The sequence below is a fragment of the Brenneria nigrifluens DSM 30175 = ATCC 13028 genome (assembly GCF_005484965.1).
Lineage (GTDB): Bacteria > Pseudomonadota > Gammaproteobacteria > Enterobacterales > Enterobacteriaceae > Brenneria > Brenneria nigrifluens.
The window spans coordinates 4,627,080-4,645,228 of the sequence record NZ_CP034036.1; the positions used below are offsets into that span (position 1 = coordinate 4,627,080).

25 protein-coding genes and 2 pseudogenes are annotated in these 18,149 nt (G+C 53.9%); 25 read left to right on the top strand and 2 right to left on the bottom strand.

The window, feature by feature from the left end; all coding sequences use genetic code 11:
• Window positions 1–39: 39 nt before the first annotated feature.
• The 16 genes and pseudogenes from EH206_RS21725 (at window position 40) to EH206_RS21795 (ending at window position 9,738) form a co-directional block, all read left to right on the top strand.
• Window positions 40–312: a Cox family DNA-binding protein gene (locus tag EH206_RS21725; protein WP_009114912.1), complete on the top strand. Its 273-nt coding sequence runs from the start codon at window positions 40–42 to the stop codon at window positions 310–312.
• On the top strand, window positions 288–521 hold the full coding sequence (locus EH206_RS23565; protein WP_071778499.1) for a DUF4761 domain-containing protein: 234 nt from the start codon (window positions 288–290) through the stop codon (window positions 519–521). The genes EH206_RS21725 and EH206_RS23565 overlap by 25 nt, the downstream gene beginning before the upstream one ends.
• Window positions 514–714, top strand: coding sequence for a phage filamentation protein Fil family protein (locus EH206_RS21735; RefSeq protein WP_009114913.1), 201 nt, complete (start codon window positions 514–516; stop codon window positions 712–714). The genes EH206_RS23565 and EH206_RS21735 overlap by 8 nt, the downstream gene beginning before the upstream one ends.
• An 11-nt stretch (window positions 715–725) precedes the next feature.
• Complete coding sequence (locus tag EH206_RS21740) at window positions 726–1,013, top strand: hypothetical protein (protein WP_040343515.1); 288 nt, start codon at window positions 726–728, stop codon at window positions 1,011–1,013.
• Window positions 1,006–1,341, top strand: a complete 336-nt coding sequence (locus EH206_RS21745) for a DUF5347 domain-containing protein (RefSeq protein ID WP_009114915.1) — start codon at window positions 1,006–1,008, stop codon at window positions 1,339–1,341. Before EH206_RS21740 ends, EH206_RS21745 begins: the two co-directional genes overlap by 8 nt.
• A gap of 70 nt (window positions 1,342–1,411) precedes the next feature.
• Window positions 1,412–1,642 (top strand): DUF2732 family protein, encoded by a 231-nt coding sequence (locus EH206_RS21750; RefSeq protein ID WP_009114916.1) that lies wholly within the window; start codon window positions 1,412–1,414, stop codon window positions 1,640–1,642.
• Window positions 1,642–1,866: a TraR/DksA family transcriptional regulator gene (locus tag EH206_RS21755; RefSeq protein WP_009114917.1), complete on the top strand. Its 225-nt coding sequence runs from the start codon at window positions 1,642–1,644 to the stop codon at window positions 1,864–1,866. The genes EH206_RS21750 and EH206_RS21755 overlap by 1 nt, the downstream gene beginning before the upstream one ends.
• Window positions 1,863–2,399: pseudogene (locus EH206_RS23485) on the top strand (3'-5' exonuclease); the annotation flags it as partial. The gene EH206_RS21755 and the pseudogene EH206_RS23485, both read left to right, overlap by 4 nt.
• 78 nt (window positions 2,400–2,477) lie before the next feature.
• Window positions 2,478–2,741 carry a hypothetical protein gene (locus EH206_RS23705; protein ID WP_425456682.1) on the top strand — a complete coding sequence of 88 codons (264 nt, stop codon included), beginning with the start codon at window positions 2,478–2,480 and terminating at the stop codon, window positions 2,739–2,741.
• Window positions 2,738–3,574 (top strand): Dam family site-specific DNA-(adenine-N6)-methyltransferase, encoded by an 837-nt coding sequence (locus EH206_RS21765; RefSeq protein ID WP_009114919.1) that lies wholly within the window; start codon window positions 2,738–2,740, stop codon window positions 3,572–3,574. The genes EH206_RS23705 and EH206_RS21765 overlap by 4 nt, the downstream gene beginning before the upstream one ends.
• Complete coding sequence (locus EH206_RS21770) at window positions 3,571–4,587, top strand: phosphoadenosine phosphosulfate reductase domain-containing protein (protein ID WP_009114920.1); 1,017 nt, start codon at window positions 3,571–3,573, stop codon at window positions 4,585–4,587. The genes EH206_RS21765 and EH206_RS21770 overlap by 4 nt, the downstream gene beginning before the upstream one ends.
• Window positions 4,587–5,733: pseudogene (locus tag EH206_RS21775) on the top strand (DNA cytosine methyltransferase). The gene EH206_RS21770 and the pseudogene EH206_RS21775 overlap by 1 nt, the downstream one beginning before the upstream one ends.
• Window positions 5,733–8,246: a replication endonuclease gene (locus tag EH206_RS21780; protein ID WP_009114921.1), complete on the top strand. Its 2,514-nt coding sequence runs from the start codon at window positions 5,733–5,735 to the stop codon at window positions 8,244–8,246. The pseudogene EH206_RS21775 and the gene EH206_RS21780 overlap by 1 nt, the downstream one beginning before the upstream one ends.
• A gap of 93 nt (window positions 8,247–8,339) precedes the next feature.
• Entirely contained in the window at window positions 8,340–9,035 is a 696-nt protein-coding gene (locus EH206_RS21785) for a DNA adenine methylase (RefSeq protein WP_009114922.1), read from the top strand.
• Between the two features lie 68 nt (window positions 9,036–9,103).
• Complete coding sequence (locus tag EH206_RS21790; RefSeq protein ID WP_083832821.1) at window positions 9,104–9,379, top strand: type II toxin-antitoxin system HicA family toxin; 276 nt, start codon at window positions 9,104–9,106, stop codon at window positions 9,377–9,379.
• The gene (locus tag EH206_RS21795) at window positions 9,376–9,738 is read left to right on the top strand and encodes a type II toxin-antitoxin system HicB family antitoxin (protein WP_009114924.1); all 363 of its coding nucleotides are present in this window, start codon (window positions 9,376–9,378) and stop codon (window positions 9,736–9,738) included. Before EH206_RS21790 ends, EH206_RS21795 begins: the two co-directional genes overlap by 4 nt.
• A 466-nt stretch (window positions 9,739–10,204) precedes the next feature.
• On the opposite strand, the gene EH206_RS21800 is transcribed toward EH206_RS21795, so the two are convergent.
• On the bottom strand, window positions 10,205–11,257 hold the full coding sequence (locus EH206_RS21800) for a phage portal protein (protein ID WP_009114925.1): 1,053 nt from the start codon (window positions 11,255–11,257) through the stop codon (window positions 10,205–10,207).
• Between the two features lies 1 nt (window position 11,258).
• On the bottom strand, window positions 11,259–12,980 hold the full coding sequence (locus EH206_RS21805; protein ID WP_009114926.1) for a terminase large subunit domain-containing protein: 1,722 nt from the start codon (window positions 12,978–12,980) through the stop codon (window positions 11,259–11,261).
• Between the two features lie 164 nt (window positions 12,981–13,144).
• Here EH206_RS21805 and EH206_RS21810 point away from each other — a divergent pair, with 164 nt between their 5' ends.
• The 9 genes from EH206_RS21810 (at window position 13,145) to lysC (ending at window position 18,148) form a co-directional block, all read left to right on the top strand.
• Complete coding sequence (locus tag EH206_RS21810; protein ID WP_009114927.1) at window positions 13,145–13,978, top strand: GPO family capsid scaffolding protein; 834 nt, start codon at window positions 13,145–13,147, stop codon at window positions 13,976–13,978.
• A gap of 35 nt (window positions 13,979–14,013) precedes the next feature.
• Entirely contained in the window at window positions 14,014–15,057 is a 1,044-nt protein-coding gene (locus EH206_RS21815; RefSeq protein WP_009114928.1) for a phage major capsid protein, P2 family, read from the top strand.
• 52 nt (window positions 15,058–15,109) lie between these two features.
• Entirely contained in the window at window positions 15,110–15,982 is an 873-nt protein-coding gene (gpM, locus tag EH206_RS21820; RefSeq protein WP_009114929.1) for a phage terminase small subunit, read from the top strand.
• A 103-nt stretch (window positions 15,983–16,085) separates the two neighbouring features.
• The gene (locus EH206_RS21825) at window positions 16,086–16,583 is read left to right on the top strand and encodes a head completion/stabilization protein (protein WP_009114930.1); all 498 of its coding nucleotides are present in this window, start codon (window positions 16,086–16,088) and stop codon (window positions 16,581–16,583) included.
• On the top strand, window positions 16,583–16,783 hold the full coding sequence (locus tag EH206_RS21830; protein ID WP_009114931.1) for a tail protein X: 201 nt from the start codon (window positions 16,583–16,585) through the stop codon (window positions 16,781–16,783). The genes EH206_RS21825 and EH206_RS21830 overlap by 1 nt, the downstream gene beginning before the upstream one ends.
• The gene (locus tag EH206_RS21835; RefSeq protein ID WP_040343520.1) at window positions 16,774–17,076 is read left to right on the top strand and encodes a phage tail protein; all 303 of its coding nucleotides are present in this window, start codon (window positions 16,774–16,776) and stop codon (window positions 17,074–17,076) included. Before EH206_RS21830 ends, EH206_RS21835 begins: the two co-directional genes overlap by 10 nt.
• Complete coding sequence (locus tag EH206_RS21840) at window positions 17,060–17,605, top strand: lysozyme (RefSeq protein WP_009114933.1); 546 nt, start codon at window positions 17,060–17,062, stop codon at window positions 17,603–17,605. Before EH206_RS21835 ends, EH206_RS21840 begins: the two co-directional genes overlap by 17 nt.
• Window positions 17,602–18,039: a DUF2570 domain-containing protein gene (locus EH206_RS21845; protein WP_009114934.1), complete on the top strand. Its 438-nt coding sequence runs from the start codon at window positions 17,602–17,604 to the stop codon at window positions 18,037–18,039. Before EH206_RS21840 ends, EH206_RS21845 begins: the two co-directional genes overlap by 4 nt.
• Complete coding sequence (gene lysC, locus EH206_RS23710) at window positions 17,957–18,148, top strand: Rz1-like lysis system protein LysC (protein WP_040343522.1); 192 nt, start codon at window positions 17,957–17,959, stop codon at window positions 18,146–18,148. Before EH206_RS21845 ends, lysC begins: the two co-directional genes overlap by 83 nt.
• Window position 18,149: the final 1 nt, after the last annotated feature.

Genomic DNA, 18,149 nt, shown 5'->3' on the forward strand with positions numbered 1-18,149 from the left:
CGGCACACATTCCAATAATTGAAAAAAAGGAGTCCAGCAATGGCAGACGGTGTTTATGAGATTCGCCACCCGGTTGACGCAGTTCCGTATCAGAAGTTTGCAGAAATGATCGGGAAATCGGAAGCGGCAGTAAAGGGCATGGTTGATAACGGAAAGCTGCCGCTGATTCCGTGGATTAACCCGGAAAACCCAAACCCGCGCCGTGGTGAAAATTGGGTGTATATCCCAGAATTCAATCGCGCTATGCGTGACGCCTTCATGAATCGCCCGAAAGAACAGCGCGACGCATGGTTATTGTGGCTGGGGCTGTAATAAATAAGAGAGGCGTCGTGAATCTGGTTCAGCTAAATAGCAAAACGTCGCTATATCGTGGTTTCACTATTTTAAAGTTGCCACGTAAAAAACCATATAACCGTCAGCGTTATCAAATTACACGCGAATGCGATTATTTCGGGTTGGATTTTGCGCTGGCAGAAGCATGTAAAACCATAGATAAATTATGCGGAGTTAAAAATGATTAGCATCGCGCGTTTATTAATATCTCAATCACCAGCGCCGCAGCCAGAAAATAAAGGCTGGCTGGAGTTGCCGAGCGGTCGCCGCATTCAGCCAAAACCAAGCCAGGTTTATTTTTTCCCTGGGCGCCAAAAACCTTATATGCCGCCTGCAACACGCCGCCGCTGGTTTGCGCGGTTAATTAACCTTTCCGCGTAACGGTGATGATTATGGAAACTATCAATCACAATCCGGGAATATGGCTGCAAGCGGCCGATGACGCGGCCAATAGCTTTCTGCTTCAGCCTGCGGAAGTGCGCGAGCATGGCAGTGATAACGGCTATTGCAAGATCAGCGTTTTATCCTCGCTGGAAAGTCTGGCCGATGCGCTTTATTACCTCGATTACCCGTTGTACCAGTTCATTAAGACTCACAGCAACCAATGGTACAGCGAAGGAATGACGCGCCAGCCGGAGTTTTCCGCCGCCTGGACGAAGCGGGTTATCCGTCGTGGCTAACACCGAAGCCGCTCGCGCCGTTCCGCTGAGCATCAGCACCAGAACGGACGGGCTTAACCACATCGCCGCGCTAAGGGGGAAATTCTTTCAGTCGGACAGTGAAAAGGATATGTGCCGTTTTATTGATGATATGCGGGACAAGATAGATCGTGATTATCACGAAAATATGCGCGTGCTGGCTGCAATTTTTTATTTGGCAGATATCAGTAAAGAGCGTCATCACTTGAATTTTAATGAACTGACAACTGACGAAAAAACAAGGCTGATTAAGACAATGAATAAACTTAAGGCAGTTGTGAGTTTATTCCCAAAACATTTAATTCTTTAACCGTAATAAAACCCATTTTTTATGGCGTAAACCCGCCGGGCTTTCTATTACCTGAAAAAAGGAAATCACGATGAGAAATGCGCAAGTTAGAAAAATGAGTACGGCAGGAAATGAAGCGCTTACCGAGCTTCTGAAAAAAGCAAAACTGGAAGAAAAAAAAGACCAGCATTTTGGCTTTTCCGTTCGTCTTGATGCGCTGTCTATTCATGCGCAGAACAAAGGGCTTTCGGCCACGGAAATCATTGAACTGCTGCGCGCCGAGGCGGGCCGCTTTGAGTCATCGGCGCAGGAGATTATCTGATGGCTGATTACATGGACGCCGCGCAAGAGCAGCAAGACATGATACGCGATGCGCATATCGCCGCCGCCCGCCGCAAGTCTGCGGCGCCATCCGCTTTTACTTGCGAAAACTGCGACGCGCCAATACCGGAAGCGCGCCGCGTTGCCGTTCCTGGCGTGTCGCTCTGCGTACATTGCCAAGGCATTAGCGAACAGAAAAGTAAACACTATCGGGGTGAAAAATGAATAACGTCATGATTGATTTAGAAACATTGGGTAAAAAGCCTAACGCACCGATTGCCGCCATCGGCGCCGTGTTCTTTGACCCGGAAAATTATGGCCTGGGTGAAGAGTTCTATACCCGCGTTGACTTTGAGAATCACATGGAAAAAGGCGCGGTAGCGGATGGCGATACTATCAAATGGTGGTTGCGCCAGCCATCCGAAGCGCGCGCCGAGCTAGTCGGTGATGATGCCGTATCGATGCGTGATGCGCTCGGCGGTTTTAGCGACTGGCTGACAGATAACGCCGATGATCTAGGTTCGCTGAAAGTGTGGGCGAAAAGCCCGTCTTTTGATTGCGTCATTCTGAGAACGGCATTTGGTTTAAGTTTTGACGATGTTCCGTGGAAATATTGGAATGAGCGGGACGTCAGGGCTATTGAGGCTTTGGGGCTGGCGAAAGGCGTCGGCACGCAGATGTTTGACGGGGTTAAACATCACGCGCTTGATGATGCGATTAACCAGGCCGGGTTGGTTACTTATGTCTGGAGCAACCTACACCATGAAGGGGAACGCCCGCAAAAAATAGGCGGTTGTGATTGGATTGATTGGAATGAATTAAGCGCCCGCGGTCTGTTGAAGACTATCAATCAAGAGTTTTTTCACCGTCTGGGGCTAGCTGTTTTTTATGATCCAGCAAAGGGAGTTTCAGCAGGCGCATTGATTTCTGATGATGGCAAATGGAGGTATGACAAGAATCTATATAAGCCGCTAAGCGATTTGGTATTCAGTGAGGTCGCGGATTTCTTTGCTGGGTTGGAACCATCATCACCAGCAGCAATGCAAACGGCGCTGATTGAACGTTTGGCCCAGGTAATAAACGAGAGGGCGCCGAAATGATCCGCCCGTTCATCAAATGGGCGGGGGGTAAAACCCGCGTCCTGCCCGATTTGCTGCCACTCCTGCCGAAAGGCGATCGCCTGTTTGAGCCGTTTGTCGGCGGCGCGTCCGTGTTCCTGAATACCGATTATCCCCGCTATGTGCTGGCTGATATTAACGCTGACCTGATTAATACATATCGGATGGCTAAGGGCGCCACTCAGGCATTTATCAGCACAGCAAAAGAGTTATTCAAAAACGGCAATAGCAAGAGCGAGTTTTATCGCAACCGCGACAAGTTCAACGCCATATCTGACGATGAACACATGCTAAAAGCCGCGTTATTTCTATACCTGAATCGCCATTGCTTTAACGGTATTTGCCGGTACAACGCATCAGGTTTTTTTAATGTCCCGTTCGGAAGCTATAAAAAACCTTACTTCCCGGAAGCAGAGATAAGGCTGTTTGCGGAAAAGGCCAACGACACCACAACCTGTTTTATCGCGGCAGATTTTCGGAAAGTGCTGGCCGCGAAAGCGATAAATGAACGCAGCGTTATCTATTGCGATCCGCCCTACCTGCCGGTCAGTGACACGGCAAATTTCACGCAATATCACCACAGAGCATTTACCGTCGAGAGCCACCGCGCATTGGCTAAATACCTAAGAATCGTTCGTTACGAAACTGGCGCCGCCGTAGTTATTTCAAATAGCGATACCCCCGCCACGCGCGAAATTTACCAGAATTACAAGTTTTATGAGATTGGCGTAAGCCGCTCGCTGGGTGCCGCCGCGGTTTCACGCAAAAAGGCCGGGGAATTGATTGGTGTGCTGGATGTAGGGGTGAGTAAATGATCCCTTTTGCTGTTAATCCCCTATGCTTGGAGCCAAACACAATCAACGTTATTTCCGTTTCAGGAGGTAAGGATAGTCTTGCTCAATGGCTATTAGCCATTGAGAGCGGCGCTGATCATATCCCGGCATTCGCCGACACGGGTCATGAACACCCTCAGACAATGGAGTATTTGGATTATCTGGAGTCCAAGCTAGGGAAAATAAGGCGTGTCCATGCTGATTTCTCTACTCACATTGAAGGTAAGCGCAAATTTATTGCCGAAAAGTGGCCTGTCACCCTTGTTTCAGAATGTGGTTTTACTGACGAGCAGGCCGCAAATATTATCGCCACCGCATTAGATACCTTGCATCCCACTGGTATTCCATTTCTTGATTTGTGCATGTGGAAGGGCCGCTTCCCGTCAACGAAACGGCGTTTTTGCTCTACAGAACTAAAACATGAGCCAATCCGTTTACAGGTTGTTGAACCAATTATTGATGCAGGGTTTGAGGTTGTCTCATGGCAAGGGGTACGCGCTGAAGAGTCCGCCCCGCGTGCGCTTTTATCTGAGTGGGAATCCGGCTTTGATATTGGCCCTCGCCTAAGCATCTATCGCCCTATTCTTCATTGGAAGCATGCCGATGTTTTCGCATTGGCAAAGCGTCACGGTATCAAGCCAAATCCGCTATACGAGCAAGGCTGTAGCCGCGTCGGATGCATGCCATGCATTCAAGCCAGAAAATCCGAATTGGCAGAAATATTCCGCCGCTGGCCGGAGGAGATTGAGCGAGTAGCCAAGTGGGAACGTCTCGTTGCTGCCTGTAGCCGCCGCCAAAATTCAACGTTTTTCCCATCAACAAACGATCCCAAAAAAGCAGAACGGCGCATTGAGTGTATTAGCGTCGAGTCTCACGGCATCCAAACGTACAGAGATTGGGCGTTAACAACCAGAGGGGGGCGCCAGTTCGATTTATTGGGCGAAGCTGTCGATCCGATGGTTTGCAACAGTGTGTATGCCGGGGTGTGTGAATAATGGCCGCCTACTACAACGAGATCGATCCCTTTGCAGCCCAATGGCTGCGCAACCTTATTGCTGCCGGCCATATTGCGCCCGGCGATGTTGACGAGCGTTCAATTGAGGATGTGACACCTGATGACCTTAAAAACTACACGCAATGCCATTTCTTTGCCGGGATCGGCGTCTGGTCATACGCCCTGCGCCGCGCAGGATGGCCGGATGATAAACCAGTCTGGACGGGATCCTGCCCTTGCCAACCTTTCAGCGCGGCAGGCAAAGGCGACGGGTTTTGATGACGAGCGGCACTTGTGGCCATCATTCCATTGGCTCATCCGTCAGTGCAGACCTCAGCACGTCTTTGGCGAACAGGTTGCAAGCGGTAACGCAAATGCATGGTTCGACCTTGTACAAACTGACTTGGAAGAAATGGACTACGCCTTTGGGCTTGTCCCGTTCCCGTCTGCGGGCGTCGGCGCCCCGCATATCCGTGACCGCGCCTATTGGTGTGCTAGCGGGCTGGATAACACCAACCACAAGGGACTGGAAAGACACCCCGGGAATGATAGCGCTGCGCGATGGAAAGGAGAGGATAGATCAGCTACCGAGGCAAGCTTACTTAACGGGCTGGCCGACGCCAACAGCGAACAACGGAACCGGAGCAGGAACCAGCGGCAGGATGGGAGGAATGAATCTGCAATCGGCGTCGCAGTTATCGGGATGGCCGACAACCAGCGCGCAGGATTCGGATCATCATCCTCAGAATGCGTTAACGCGCCTAAATTCGAACAGCAAAAGACAGTTGATGCTGGCGCATGTGGTAGGGCTTGCGGGCTGGCCGACTCCGTTATCGGCAAGCAACGACAGATCGGGGAATCCAGACCGCGCGCTGAACATGAAAGATCAGCGCGGGAAAAAGAACCAGCAGAGGTTACAGGACTTTGCGGCGATCGCCGGGCCTTGCAGGTTAACGGCTTCTGGCGTGATGCAGATTGGATTTTCTGCCGGGATAGGAAGTGGAGGCCAGTTGAACCCGGCACATTCCCGATGGCTGATGGGATTGCCGGCCGAGTGGGACGACTGCGCGCCTACGGAAATGCGATCAACGCGGAAGCGGCCAAAGCATTCATAGCGGCATATCTTGACGTTCGGCGGGGTGAATAATGCCCCAGCAATGGGCCTATCCCTGGAATGCCCCGCGCCCGGCGATCTCTCCCTTCTCTGAGAGCGCCGGATCTTCCCCTGCCCTACCGACTGCGGAAGTTAAACAGCATCCTGTCGTTGACCTTCACTTAAAACGCCTCGTTGCGCGCGCCATTTCTGCGCCAGATTTAGACTTTAATCAGGCCATCGCCAGGCTGGATCGTTCAGAGCCTAACGGCACCTTGCTGTACATCCGGCATGAGTTTGCAGAAAAAGCCCGCGCGGAATACCTGGAAGAACAAAGCGGCTGGATGAAAACGCCGGAAGGCGTTGAAGCCAGGTTACGCGAACAACCGTTTTTTATCCGCGACACCTACCGACAAAAAATAGAATGGCTGCGGGCCAACCGCGAGCCGCGACACGTCAGCGCCTTTTTCATGGGAACCGTGAAAAAAGCCCTGCTGCGTCTTGAAGCCGTACGCGCCAAGCAAAGCGTGCGCGATGGTTTTTCGTCAGAGTTGGCAATGTACTGGCGCGCCCGCTGGCCGCACCTGGCCGAGTTCACTAAGCAGGAGGCGATCAACGCCGGCCATACTATTGCCGCTAGTGTCGCGGAAATGTTTGAAACGGAATGCGGCGACACCTCGCCGGAAGAAATGGCGAATGACGATATTCAGGCTCTTTTCTGGCATCTTGGCCGGGAAATCTTGGCGCTGCGCGTAACGCCGCCGTGCTGGGGTGTGATTATCGGTGATGCCGAATCACGTAATCGTATTTGCTCCGCCATTCTACGCATTACCAGCCCGGAATGGTGGGGGCGTAAGTTGTGGCGTCTGCGTTGCGAGTGGAGAGAAAACCAGTTCCGCGCTATCGGCGTGATCCACAAAAAGAGGATGCCATACGTCAGCATCGACGCGCTGAACCAGTGGCAAGAGCAGCGCCGCAAAAACCGCGCTTTTTTCCAGTCTCATGAATTGGTTGATGAGGATGGCAACATTGCATCACTGGAAAACATGGTTTATGCCAGCACCAGTAACCCAGCCATACGCCGGCATGAACTAATGACCCGCATGGCTGGCGTTGAAATGGTCGCTATGGCGCGCGGCGATGCCGGTATTTTTCTGACTATCACCTGCCCTTCTCGCTATCACGCGAACACGCAGAACGGGCATCAAAACCCTAAATGGGATCACACTTCACCGCGCCAGGGGCAGCGTTATCTATGCAAAACATGGGCGCGGGCAATGTCTGCACTCAATCGCCGCAACCTGCGCCCGTATGGCTTCCGCGTTGCGGAACCGCATCACGACGCTACGCCGCACTGGCACGTGCTTTTGTTCATGCCGCCGGATGACAGAAAGGAAATAACCGATATTCTGCGCGATTACTTTATTGCCGAAGATCGGGCCGAGCTGGGCCGCAATACGGGCGCCCGCTTTAAAGCGAAGAAACTCGACCCACAGAAAGGCAGCGCCACCGCTTACGTGGCGAAGTACATCAGCAAAAACATTGATGGTTACGCGCTGGATGGCGAGCTGGACAATGAAACCGGTAAGCCGCTGAGCGATACGGCAAAGTATGCGATGGCCTGGGCGTCCCAGCATAATATCCGGCAGTTTCAGCCGTTCGGCATGCCACCGGTGACGGTATGGCGCGAGTTGCGCCGACTGGCGAACCAGTTAACCGCGGCGCAGAAAGAAACCGGCGCATTCAAACGCGGAGCGCCGCAGCTTGCCGATCCCGCAATGGATGCCGTGTTAGCGGCAGCGGATGCGGGCTGTTTCGCTACTTACATCGAGAAGCAAGGCGGCGTACTGATCCCACGCGAACGCTATACGGTGCGCATCGCTTATGAAGAAGCCGACGAGCAGAACACCTACGGCGAAACGCCAGAAAAAATATTCGGGGTGTTTTCTCCGCGCCTGGGCGCGCTCTCACGTATTTGTACCCGCTTGATCAAGTGGAAAATCAGGAAAAAACAGGCCGTTGACGATGGCGCCAATGCCAGCGGCGGGAGGGCTTTGGCTGTTACGTCGCCCCCCGGCGACGCTTGGAGTTCTGTCAATAACTCTACGGTAGACGAAAAAATAAACATTTCCGAGTCAACCGATAGAGAGATTGACGGTACGTCTGAACAAGAAAGCATCGACTTTCAACAGATGACGGACGCGGAACGGCGCGCATTGCTAGGCAGGCTCAGATCGCAGCCGCCGGATCGGCGACATAACAAACACTCGTCCACAAGTCAGCCCATTAAAGCGAATGAAAAACAGGCGGTTATCAAACTGTCGGACGAATGGCGCGCCAGCGTTGCCGATTTCGCCCGCTCGCTGGGCTGGGATATCAGCAGCGGAGAGATTCAGCGCCTGGCGATGGGCCATGCGATCGCCGTTGCTGGCCGGTCATACATTGCGCGCGCTGACGGGTGCCTGTACTGCGCGCCGCTGAACGGCCGGGAATCCGGGGATCAGGATAAAGCAGCGGCGTTATTGCAACGTATCGCCGCACTGCGGGAACTAGCCGCACAGTCGTAAATGGCTGTGCTGGCCAGCGGCATCGATCACAGTCAGAAATGACACTGCTGCAGCACAGATAAAAACAGCTATGTGGTACCAAAAGGGGGAAATATGGGGTATTTGGGAAGCAAGGCCGCGTCAGGCGCATATCAAAAAATTATCGCTAACATGCCGCCGCATGATGTGTACGTTGAGACTCATCTGGGCGGTGGCGCCGTCATGCTGAATAAGCCGCCCGCGCGGATGAATGTTGGTGTTGACATTGACCCAATCACCGTTGAAGAGTTCTGCCAGTTCAATCCTGATTTTGTAGACACGCTGGATACGCGGCTACGAATCATCAATGAGGATGCAGTTGATTTCCTGCAAAGTCATGACCTTGAAGCGATGGGCCGCACGCTGATTTACGCAGACCCGCCATATTTGCTGGAAACCAGAACCGGCAGCGCTCGCTATCGGCATGAATACACGGTTGAAGATCATCGGGATTTGATCGCTATTCTGCGGCAGGTTCCTTGCAGCGTAATGATTTCCGGCTATCCGTCAGCGCTCTATGACGAGCTTTTAAAGGGCTGGCGATCGGTTACGTTCCAAGTGATGACGCGCGGCGGGGCCAGGACGGAAAAACTATGGATGAACTATCCAGAAAGCTCGGCCTACAGCGCCAAGTATGCCGGTAAAGATTACATTGATCGGCAGCGCATCAAGCGTAAAGCGGAAAGATGGGCGGCGAAGTACCGGGCTATGTCGTCAGCGGAACGGCTGGCGGTGATGAGCGAGTTAAACAAAATAGATAGCTCACTTTGACTTCACAACTTGACTTCACATAAAGAATATCTATAATGACTTCAAAAGGTGACTTCATGGAACAGGCAATGCAGGAAAAAATAGCCAGTCTGAGAAAAAAACAGCGGGAAACGCTGAATCAGATTTTCAAAACGCCGGTACTCTCTGGTGTTAAATGGTCGAATATTGAGTCACTTATCACTGCGTTAGGTGGTGAGATTAAGGAAGGAAGCGGCTCAAGAGTACGATTTTTTCTGAACGGGAGCATTGCCCGATTCCATCGTCCGCATCCGTCACCGGATACTGATAAAGGCGCGTTGGTCAGCCTGCGTGAATGGTTGGAAAGTATAGGGGTAAAACCATGACTAAAGCACTTAATACACCAAATACGATGGTTGTTGCCGGGCAACCGGCCATCATTAGTTATGTGCCTGAAATTGGCATGTTTCGTGGTAAGTTTATTGGTTTATCAGGCTATTGTGACTTTGTAGCCGATAGCATTGATGGGCTAAGGAGTGAGGGAGAAATCTCACTACGTGAATATCTGGCAGATTGTCAGGAAAGCGGAATCGATCCCTATGAGCGTGAAGAGAAAGTGAAAACGTTCACCCTCCGCTACCCTGAATCGTTCGGAGAACGGCTGACCATTGCCGCCGCTGAACGCCAGGTTTCAGTGAATGCGTTTATCGTCGAAACGCTTAACGAACGAATGAAGCTCGCTTAACGATCTCCCACTCCGGCGGGATTTATTTTTCCTGTAAAAATCACTGCAAAACACTGCACAAATTTGCACAATTTTTTCACATCATTGAATACCATCCCGCGCTAGTGCTGGCGCGGTTCTCCCTACCCTGAGATATTGCACAAAAAGAGGCATGTTTAGCGCGCAGGCGAGGCGGGGGAGTAAGCGCGCGCTTTGGGGGCTAGGTAGGGGGTCTGGTGTCGCCTGAGCCGCCCGTTGTGAGGCGCGCACCTCATCGGTGCATCAGTCGAGCGAGGACGAGAGAGCGCGCCAGAGTGCCGCCTGTTGCGTCTGACGCGGGGTTCATGGGATGCGGTAAACGGATCGGTTGTGGCTATGCTCGATGCATAGCGTCTGGGGAGTTATCGGGGGCGTTGACCGGAACAGTCAGCAATGACTATGTTGCCTGGGACGCCACGCCGCCGACGGGAAGCATGGCGGTAATGATTTATTTGTCGGTATCCAGCAGCGCGTAGGGGTTGAAGCGGATCACCTCCTCGCCCAGCCAGTCGTTAACGTGTTTCATGGCTTCCATCACCGGCGTTAATTCGTTAATGGCAAACACCTTAGCCGACTTCTCAACGTCACCAAACGAGCCGTTACCCTGCGGGATCACACCCATCAACTGCGGAGGCACGCGGTGCGCCGCCAGAATGTCATCGCGGGTGGCTGTCTTGACGCCGAGAAATTCATCCTTGGCGGATATCTGGCTGAACGGCAGCACCTGAACCGAGTCTTTACCCCCGTTAGGCGCATGTAGCAGGATGTTTTTGAATGCCCCGCCCCGCCTTGTGTCTGTCAATGTCTTCTGTAGTTGATCGATGCTTGCCTGGTCAGCCATGGCACTGTTGACGTACACGATACAACCGGCATGGCTGCCATTGTCATAATACAACGTGCGGAACTTGTCAGCCGAGTGTGACAGATTGGCGGACAACAACCCCGCCAGGTATTCGGGCATGCCGTAGATTTCCTGGTGAATGTCGGGGTTGATCACATGGCAAACGTCGCCAGTGTTGAATTGGTGATCCTGTAGGCCGGATTGGATAAACCAATAGGTATCCAGATCTGACCCGCGCCGGGTGTACTTTGCCAGCGAGTGACGCAAACCCAACGCCCCACCGATCATGTTCTTTCTAAATTCCAGATATGCATTACCGAACACAAACCAATCCAGTGCAAAGGCGGAGAACGTCTGGCGCGACAGAAGTTTGTGGGGAACAAAGCAGCCGGCTAACACGTTGCGCTTGAACATCAGCGCCGACTGGTGCCAGCTGGCATGCCCAAACTGGCGGGCCAGGCCGTACCAACTGATCGGCGTCTCGTAGTACCGGCCATTGTCGGCGCAATACATCGAATCCAGCAGGTCATAAGATGAGTTGACCGGCCAGGGGCCATCAAACGTAAACGTGCTGAGGCCGGGGAGTTTTTGCAGCTCGGCGGCTAAATCCTTTCGCGACTCGGATTGGCGCCGGGCGCGTGCTGATTTTCGTGTGCTCAATTTAATACTCCATAACCGTCATGGTTTTGCCGCCGTCCTGGCCCAGCGGCTCGTTGATAATGGCAAGCATTGTTGCCCAGGCAAGATCGCCGTGGCTGACGCCGCGCGATCGGTCGGTGTCATAGCTGATCATCCCGCCGGGTGTAACAATTTTGCGTACCGAGTTGAACGCTGTGATCAAATCGCGCTCGCTGCGGTCATATTCCCAGCGGCCGGCGCGTACCATTTGCTGCATTTTCAGTACCAGCGCACGTTTACTGGCTAACGAGAACTGATAGCAGACAGCCGCCGGAAAAGCTTTCTTGACCAACTGATAAACCGCCTCGCCAATCCCCTGCCCATCAATGCCAATGTGTTGCACGTTATAGCGGGTGAGCATGCCGATAATCAGCGCAGCCTGTTGTTCAAACTCCAGGCCCCGGATGCGTTGCGTTTCAATCGTGCGGAACTTGCCGCCGGCGATAAGCGGCGCCGCGTTAACGGATATGGCACCGCTGTCACCCTTCCCGCTGGCGCCATTGGGATCGTAGCCAATCCACACCGGGCGATCGGCCATCGGGCGCATGGCGTAGGGTTTCCAGTCCGGCCAGTCGTCATACCCATCGGCGCCACAGGACAGCAGCATGTCGTAGTTAAAGGCAGCTTCGCCGTCGCGAATAAACGCACAGTTATAAAGCTGTTCGTACTCTTCCGGGCTTTTTTCCTCGCGGATTTCGTCAATATCGGTGAGATCCCAGCCGTGATCGGCGGCATCTTGCAGGGTAACGATCTGGCGCCAGGTTTTATCCGGACACATCACCCCGCTGTTCAACGTCTTCCATGTCGTATCAAACTCCACGCGCTTGCCCTGCGTGCGCCCTTTGTTGAAGGCTTCCCCCGTCCAGAACGGGTAAGCCTCGTGGCTTTCAGCTGACGGGGTGGAAAAATAGGTGCTTGTCAGCCCTGTAAGTGTTGCCATGGCGCCGGCCACCCTTTTCAGTTCGGCAAACCGCCCTACCCAAAAGAATTCATCAAAATACAGGTTGCCGGTATAGGACTGTGCCGACGCTGCCGAGGTGCCGAGAAAATGCAGCTCGGCGCCGTTGAACAGCTTGATCATGTCGCCGCCTTTTAATTCGACGTCAACCTCGGCGGCCGCATCGCGGATGAAGTTACGGAACTGAAAGGCCTGTCGGCGGCTGGCAGACAGAAATATTTGGTTGCGCTGATAGCCATATTTCACATCATCACGCAACGCACGCAGGAGCGCTTCACGGGCAAAATACCAAGTGGCCCCGATTTGCCGCGACTTCAACAGCATGCGGTTGCGGTGGTGGTGATTGTCGTACCAGCCCCGCTGATGCCAGTGCAGCGAATCAAGAATTTTTCCCCGCAGCGCGACAATTTGTTCTTCCGAAAAGAAATTTTGCTTCTTTCGTACTTTCTTTTTCGGCTGCGTCGCCGCTGTACCGTTATCCAGTTTCTTTAACTGGCGCGTCAGCAGGTCGATTTCTTTAAAATCGCCGCCGGTCTTTTTCTCTTTCGCAGTCAGTTGAACAAGACGCGCATCAATAGACGTAGTAACACGCTGGATCGGGGGCGTTTCGTCCCATTCATCGCGTTTCTTCCAGGCGTAAACCGTATTTTGATTGATACCCATCAGGCGCGATATTTCCGCCGGCGGGTATCCCTGCCAGTAAAGTTGCCGTGCTCGCAGTCTGATGAATGCTTCCTGAACCGCCATCGCTCTCCCCTTGTTTCATGGCGAGGAGATTAACCCGCGCGCGCGGGTAGTTTCTTGCTATGCCGGTTGTGACACTTCCCCTACAACAACAAGGCGTTGAGAGGGTTTAAGTGGCATGGAATCATCACCGGGAGCTAAACAATTCGTGAGCAGGCAAGGCAAACATGGCAAGTAAAACGAGTACGCGTAAAAAGTTCAGGGTTGCAGTATCCGGCGCCACGGTTGATGGGCGAGAAATCAAGCCGGAACACCTGCGCGATGCCGCGGCAAATTACAGCCCGGAGGTGTACGGCGCCCGCGTCAACCTTGAGCACTATCTTTCCCCCTATCCCGGTAGCGATTTCGGCGCGATGGGAGATGTTACCGCCCTAAGCGCGGAGGATATTACTGACGGCCCATTGTCGGGGCGAACCGCACTTTACGCAGAGATCGAACCCTCTGCGCGCATGAAACAGCTGACCGATGCCGGGCAAAAGGTTTTTTCCAGCATTGAGCTTCATCCGCAATTCGCCCTCAACGGAAAAGCCTACGTGATGGGGCTGGCAATGACGGATACCCCGGCAAGTCTGGGTACTGAGCGCCTTAAGTTTGCCGCGCAGCAACGCGCGCAGGTGATGGCCTTCAACAATCAGCAGACCGAAGCCCCGATGTTTTCCGATGCTATCGAAGCCGAAATTATCGAACTGTCGGCCCAGCATAGCGAGGAAGGTAAACAGTGGTTTAACCGCGTCATGGGAATTTTGGGCAAAGGCAAAAAAACCGACGATGAGCGGTTCAGTCAGGTGCATCAGGCTGTTGAAGTCGTTGCACAATCGCAGGCCGATTTAAGCGACCAATTCAGCGCCGCAGAGCAGGCGCGCGCTGGTGATAAGCAGGTTATTGAAAAGCTGACCGCCGATCTGTCTGCGCTGAAACAGAAGTTGGAAGGCACTGACGGCAATTTCAGCCAGCGCCCGCCGGCAAACGGTGGCGGCAACGTGCAGCAGGCCGATTTCTAAGCCAGCACTGATATTCACAACGAGAGAAAACGAACATGGAAAATAATACCCGCCAACTGTTTGATCGGTACGTTATGCGACAGGCCGAGTTAAATGGCGTGTCGCCCGCAGCCGTTGCGGCAAAATTTGCTGTAGATCCCACTCGCCAGCAGCGAATGGAGGCCGCGGCGCAGGAAAGTGATGCTTTCCTGAAACTGATTAACGTATTTGGCGTTAATCAGCAGATCGGTCAGAAAGTGCTGGTTGGCAGCAAAGGCCCAATGGCCGGGGTGAACAACAGCACAACGACGCGCCGCAATCCGGCTGATAACAGCAACATGGAGCCGCTCAACTACACCTGCCGCAAAGTCAACTATGACTATGGCATTAGCTATGAGCAGTTAGACGCCTGGGCTCACCAGCCAAATTTCCAACCGCTGATCAGTTCAGCGATGGCGCGCCAGATGTCGCTTGACCGCATCATGATCGGGTTTAACGGCACCAGTTACGCCGATCCGTCTGATCGCGCTGCCCATCCGCTGTTGCAAGATTGCGGCATCGGCTGGCTGGAGAAAATCCGTCAGGAGGCACCGCACCGCAGGATTTCAGGCATCACGGTAACCTCGCGCGATGAAGACAATAAAATCATCGCCAAAGGCACCTATGGCAACGTTTCCGCCGCAGTCTATGACGCTAAAAACAGCCTGATGGATGAATGGCATAAGCGTAACCCGGATAACGTAGTGATCCTGGCGGGCGACCTACTGACAACCAGTAATTTCCCGGCCATTAACGCAATGAGCCAGACCAACCCAAACACCGAAATGCTGGCCGGCCAGTTGATTGTGGCGCAAGAGCGCGTCGGCAATATGCCGACATTTATCGCCCCGTATTTCCCGGTAAGCGGCATTCTGATCACGCCGTTTAAGAACCTGTCGCTGTATTACCAGCGCGGCGGGCTGCGTCGAACCATTAAAGAAGAGCCGGAATATAACCGCGTGGCGACCTATCAATCGTCAAATGATGATTTTGTCATTGAGGACTACGGCAACGTGGCGTTTATCGACGGCATCACTTTTGCGACCGCCGACGGGCAATAACGGATAACCGCATGCGGGCGGGCTCAGCCCGCCCCACTTTGGGGATAGGACAATGCTGACACCGGCACAACGACATTTTCAAAAAGTCATGGCGGAACGCCACGGCAAAACCGACGAGCTGACGGACACCGCCCGCACAGCGCATGAGCAAATTTTGCACAGGCTGCGCATGGATCAGAGTGCATTACGCAGAGTGCAATCTGACCAGGCCAAGGCCGAGCTGAAAAAGCAACTGCTACCGCAATATGAGGGATGGATTGACGGCACGCTGGAAGGTGACAGCGGGCGACAGGATGAAGTGATTGTCACGCTGATGGTATGGGCGATTGATGCCGCTGATTATCAGTTGGCGGTGCGCATCGGGCGCTATGTGATCGCTCACAGCCTCGCTATGCCGGATCGCTTTAACCGCACTGCGCCGACTGTGCTGGTTGAAGAAATCTGCGATCCGATCCTTGTCCAGGTGAAAGCCAACGATAGCGCCGATATCTCCACGTATCTGACCGTGCTGGATGAAGTCGCCCAGATTGTTGACGGCAAAGACATGCCGGATCAGGTGCGCGCCAAGCTGTTTAAAACCCGCGCCTTTGCACTACGTAGCGGAACTGAGGCAGACCAGGCGACGGCGCTGGAATACCTGCGCGAAGCGTTAAAGCTGGATGCTGGCGCCGGGGTGAAAAAAGAGATCGAGCGACTGGCTCGACTGGTTAAGAAAAACAGCCAAGCAGCAGATGCGGAGGCCGGAAACGATGCGGGCAATGCTGCTGATAGCGGCGCTGAAGCATCGTTAGATTCGGCTGTGGTGGCCACGACGACGAGTAAGACCGCAGCCCGTAAAACGACGAGCAAAACGGCGGCGAAAACCAGAAAAACGACGCCCCGCAAAGTAGCAGAAAAGAAAGCTGCGACTGGAAAAACCGAATAACCGACTTGCGCCCCGTGCGCTGGCGGCGCGGGAGGAGATCTGCAAGGCATAGCCTGTGCTTTTCTCCACTCGCTCACCGCCAACCTTTTGAGGAGCTTTGATTATGAGCCTTGTTGCCGGGCGAACCGTCACCGCCGCCGCTGACGATGTGCCTGATACCGATGATAACGGCGAAAAAGTCAGCGCCGGCGCGTTCTGGCCGGAGATCTCGCTAAGCGATGTTCGCATGGAGATGCGCATTAACGGCGCGGTGACGACAACCCGGCTAAAGCACGTTGTGATCGAAGCGGTCGCGCATGTTGCCGACCAGTTGGATAAGTGGCGGGCAGACCAGGCCAGCGCGGGTTATGCGTCGTTGGCTCTCGTTCCTGCGGCTCAGATCAACGGTGAGAGCGTGAAGGTGTACCGCTTTCGCCGCGCGGTGTTCAGCATCGCCCGCGCGCTGCTTATTGAGAACTACCGCGATGTTGATACAACCGGCGACGCGGGCGAGAAGCACGCCAGCGCATTAACCTTGCAGGCGGCGGATCTGTGGCGCGATGCACGCTGGGCGATCTCCGACATTATCGGCGTGGTGCGTAATTTCGCGGAGGCGTTTTAGTGAAAGTGAAAGCGTTACAGGGCGATACCGTCGATCAGTTGTGTTACCGGCACTACGGGCGCACGGAAGGCGTTACCGAAACGGTTGTTGCCGCTAATCCCGGCCTGAGCAATCAGCTTTTTCTCGCCGCCGGACAAGAAATCGAGCTGCCGGAAATCACCGAAAGCGCAGAACAAGAAACGGTGCAGCTATGGGATTGAATGATTTGCAGCGCCTGAATGATTGGGTGACGTTCGCTATGTCGGCAATGGTAACAGGTATCGGGGTAATGACCGTCAGTGAAAAGGTGGCAGTTGCCGGGCTGGTAATCGGTATTGTGACAGCCGCCCGCGCCTGGCTGTACCGCGTGCGCATTGAGCGCGCGCAACGTCGCCGCAATGCATTGATTGAGCAGATTTTGCGGCAGGCCGAAAGCCGATCTTTAAATGATTCGGAACGCCGCGCGGTTTCCATTCTTAAACAGGGTGAGTTTGACGATGAAAGCCGTAATTAAGCGTTGTTCTATTGCGCTGATAGTGGCGTTGGGTGTGACGCTATCGCCCGGAACGCTGCGCACGTCGCCGGAGGCGCAACAAAAAACCGCAAGTTGGGAAGATTGCCGCCAGTCGCCTTATTACTGCCCCGCCGGTGTGCTGACGGTCGGAATTGGATCGACGGGCAACGTGCAAAAGCGGGAATACAGCAATGAAGAGATTGCGCGCCGCTGGGTAAACGACATGCAGCGGGCGGAAAACTGCATCAATAACAATTTTGAAGGGGAAACCATGCCGCAATACCCCTTTGAAGCGATGGCGGATGCGGCGCTGAATTTGGGTTGCCCTAACTTGATGTGGTTTACAAACGGGCAGGGGCGCAAGCAAAGGACAACGATATGGAAGCACGCGCAGGCGCATGAATGGCCGCAGATGTGCGCACGGCTAACAGATTTTGTTAACAGCGCCGGTAAACGCTCGACGGGATTAGTAAACCGACGAACCGACTTTAAAGCCTGGTGCTTGCGCGGGTTGGAGAAAGATAAATGAAGCTAACGATCGTGCTTTCCGCCCTGCTTGCGCTGGTATCTGCGGGGCTGCTCTGGCAGACATACCAGCGCGGAACCAGCAGCGCCAAAAATGAGGCGTTGTCAGTCAGCGCCAGGCAACAGAATGCAGTGCTTGAAGAGATCAGAGCGATGGGCGCCGATGCCAGAGAAGCACTGGCGGCTATACGGGCAAATGAACAGAAGCGCAATGCGGAAGGGGAAAACCGGCGTGAAAAGATGCGATCTGCGACACAAGGCGATACGTGCGCTAACACTGTCGTGCCTGCTGCTGTCAGTGATGGGTTGCAAAAACACGCCCCCGCCGCCGGCGGTAAAGATAGTGGACGAGCCGATGCCGGAAAGTCTGACGGCACCGACGCCCCGGCCGGTGCTGCAATCGCCGGTAACGTGGGGCGGGATAGCAATCTGGAGTGATCGGCTTAGCGATGCGCTGGACACTTGCAACGATGATAAAGCGGCGATCGCCGATCTTTATTTGCGCCGCATACAGCGACTGAGCAATGCGGCAAAAACGGGTCAATGAG

Bases quoted from the DNA above. Each gene is read 5' to 3' on its own strand.
- EH206_RS23565 (WP_071778499.1), top strand. From the start codon at position 288: ATGGTTATTGTGGCTGGGGCTGTAATAAATAAGAGAGGCGTCGTGAAT.
- lysC (WP_040343522.1), top strand. From the start codon at position 17,957: ATGCCGGAAAGTCTGACGGCACCGACGCCCCGGCCGGTGCTGCAATCG.
- EH206_RS21840 (WP_009114933.1), top strand. From the start codon at position 17,060: ATGAAAGCCGTAATTAAGCGTTGTTCTATTGCGCTGATAGTGGCGTTG.
- EH206_RS21785 (WP_009114922.1), top strand. From the start codon at position 8,340: ATGGGGTATTTGGGAAGCAAGGCCGCGTCAGGCGCATATCAAAAAATT.
- EH206_RS21765 (WP_009114919.1), top strand. From the start codon at position 2,738: ATGATCCGCCCGTTCATCAAATGGGCGGGGGGTAAAACCCGCGTCCTG.
- EH206_RS21835 (WP_040343520.1), top strand. From the start codon at position 16,774: ATGGGATTGAATGATTTGCAGCGCCTGAATGATTGGGTGACGTTCGCT.
- EH206_RS21740 (WP_040343515.1), top strand. From the start codon at position 726: ATGGAAACTATCAATCACAATCCGGGAATATGGCTGCAAGCGGCCGAT.
- EH206_RS21845 (WP_009114934.1), top strand. From the start codon at position 17,602: ATGAAGCTAACGATCGTGCTTTCCGCCCTGCTTGCGCTGGTATCTGCG.
- EH206_RS21725 (WP_009114912.1), top strand. From the start codon at position 40: ATGGCAGACGGTGTTTATGAGATTCGCCACCCGGTTGACGCAGTTCCG.
- EH206_RS21755 (WP_009114917.1), top strand. From the start codon at position 1,642: ATGGCTGATTACATGGACGCCGCGCAAGAGCAGCAAGACATGATACGC.
- EH206_RS21770 (WP_009114920.1), top strand. From the start codon at position 3,571: ATGATCCCTTTTGCTGTTAATCCCCTATGCTTGGAGCCAAACACAATC.
- EH206_RS21750 (WP_009114916.1), top strand. From the start codon at position 1,412: ATGAGAAATGCGCAAGTTAGAAAAATGAGTACGGCAGGAAATGAAGCG.
- EH206_RS21795 (WP_009114924.1), top strand. From the start codon at position 9,376: ATGACTAAAGCACTTAATACACCAAATACGATGGTTGTTGCCGGGCAA.
- gpM (WP_009114929.1), top strand. From the start codon at position 15,110: ATGCTGACACCGGCACAACGACATTTTCAAAAAGTCATGGCGGAACGC.
- EH206_RS21805 (WP_009114926.1), bottom strand. From the start codon at position 12,980: ATGGCGGTTCAGGAAGCATTCATCAGACTGCGAGCACGGCAACTTTAC.
- EH206_RS21780 (WP_009114921.1), top strand. From the start codon at position 5,733: ATGCCCCAGCAATGGGCCTATCCCTGGAATGCCCCGCGCCCGGCGATC.
- EH206_RS21810 (WP_009114927.1), top strand. From the start codon at position 13,145: ATGGCAAGTAAAACGAGTACGCGTAAAAAGTTCAGGGTTGCAGTATCC.
- EH206_RS21815 (WP_009114928.1), top strand. From the start codon at position 14,014: ATGGAAAATAATACCCGCCAACTGTTTGATCGGTACGTTATGCGACAG.
- EH206_RS21735 (WP_009114913.1), top strand. From the start codon at position 514: ATGATTAGCATCGCGCGTTTATTAATATCTCAATCACCAGCGCCGCAG.
- EH206_RS21825 (WP_009114930.1), top strand. From the start codon at position 16,086: ATGAGCCTTGTTGCCGGGCGAACCGTCACCGCCGCCGCTGACGATGTG.
- EH206_RS21790 (WP_083832821.1), top strand. From the start codon at position 9,104: ATGCAGGAAAAAATAGCCAGTCTGAGAAAAAAACAGCGGGAAACGCTG.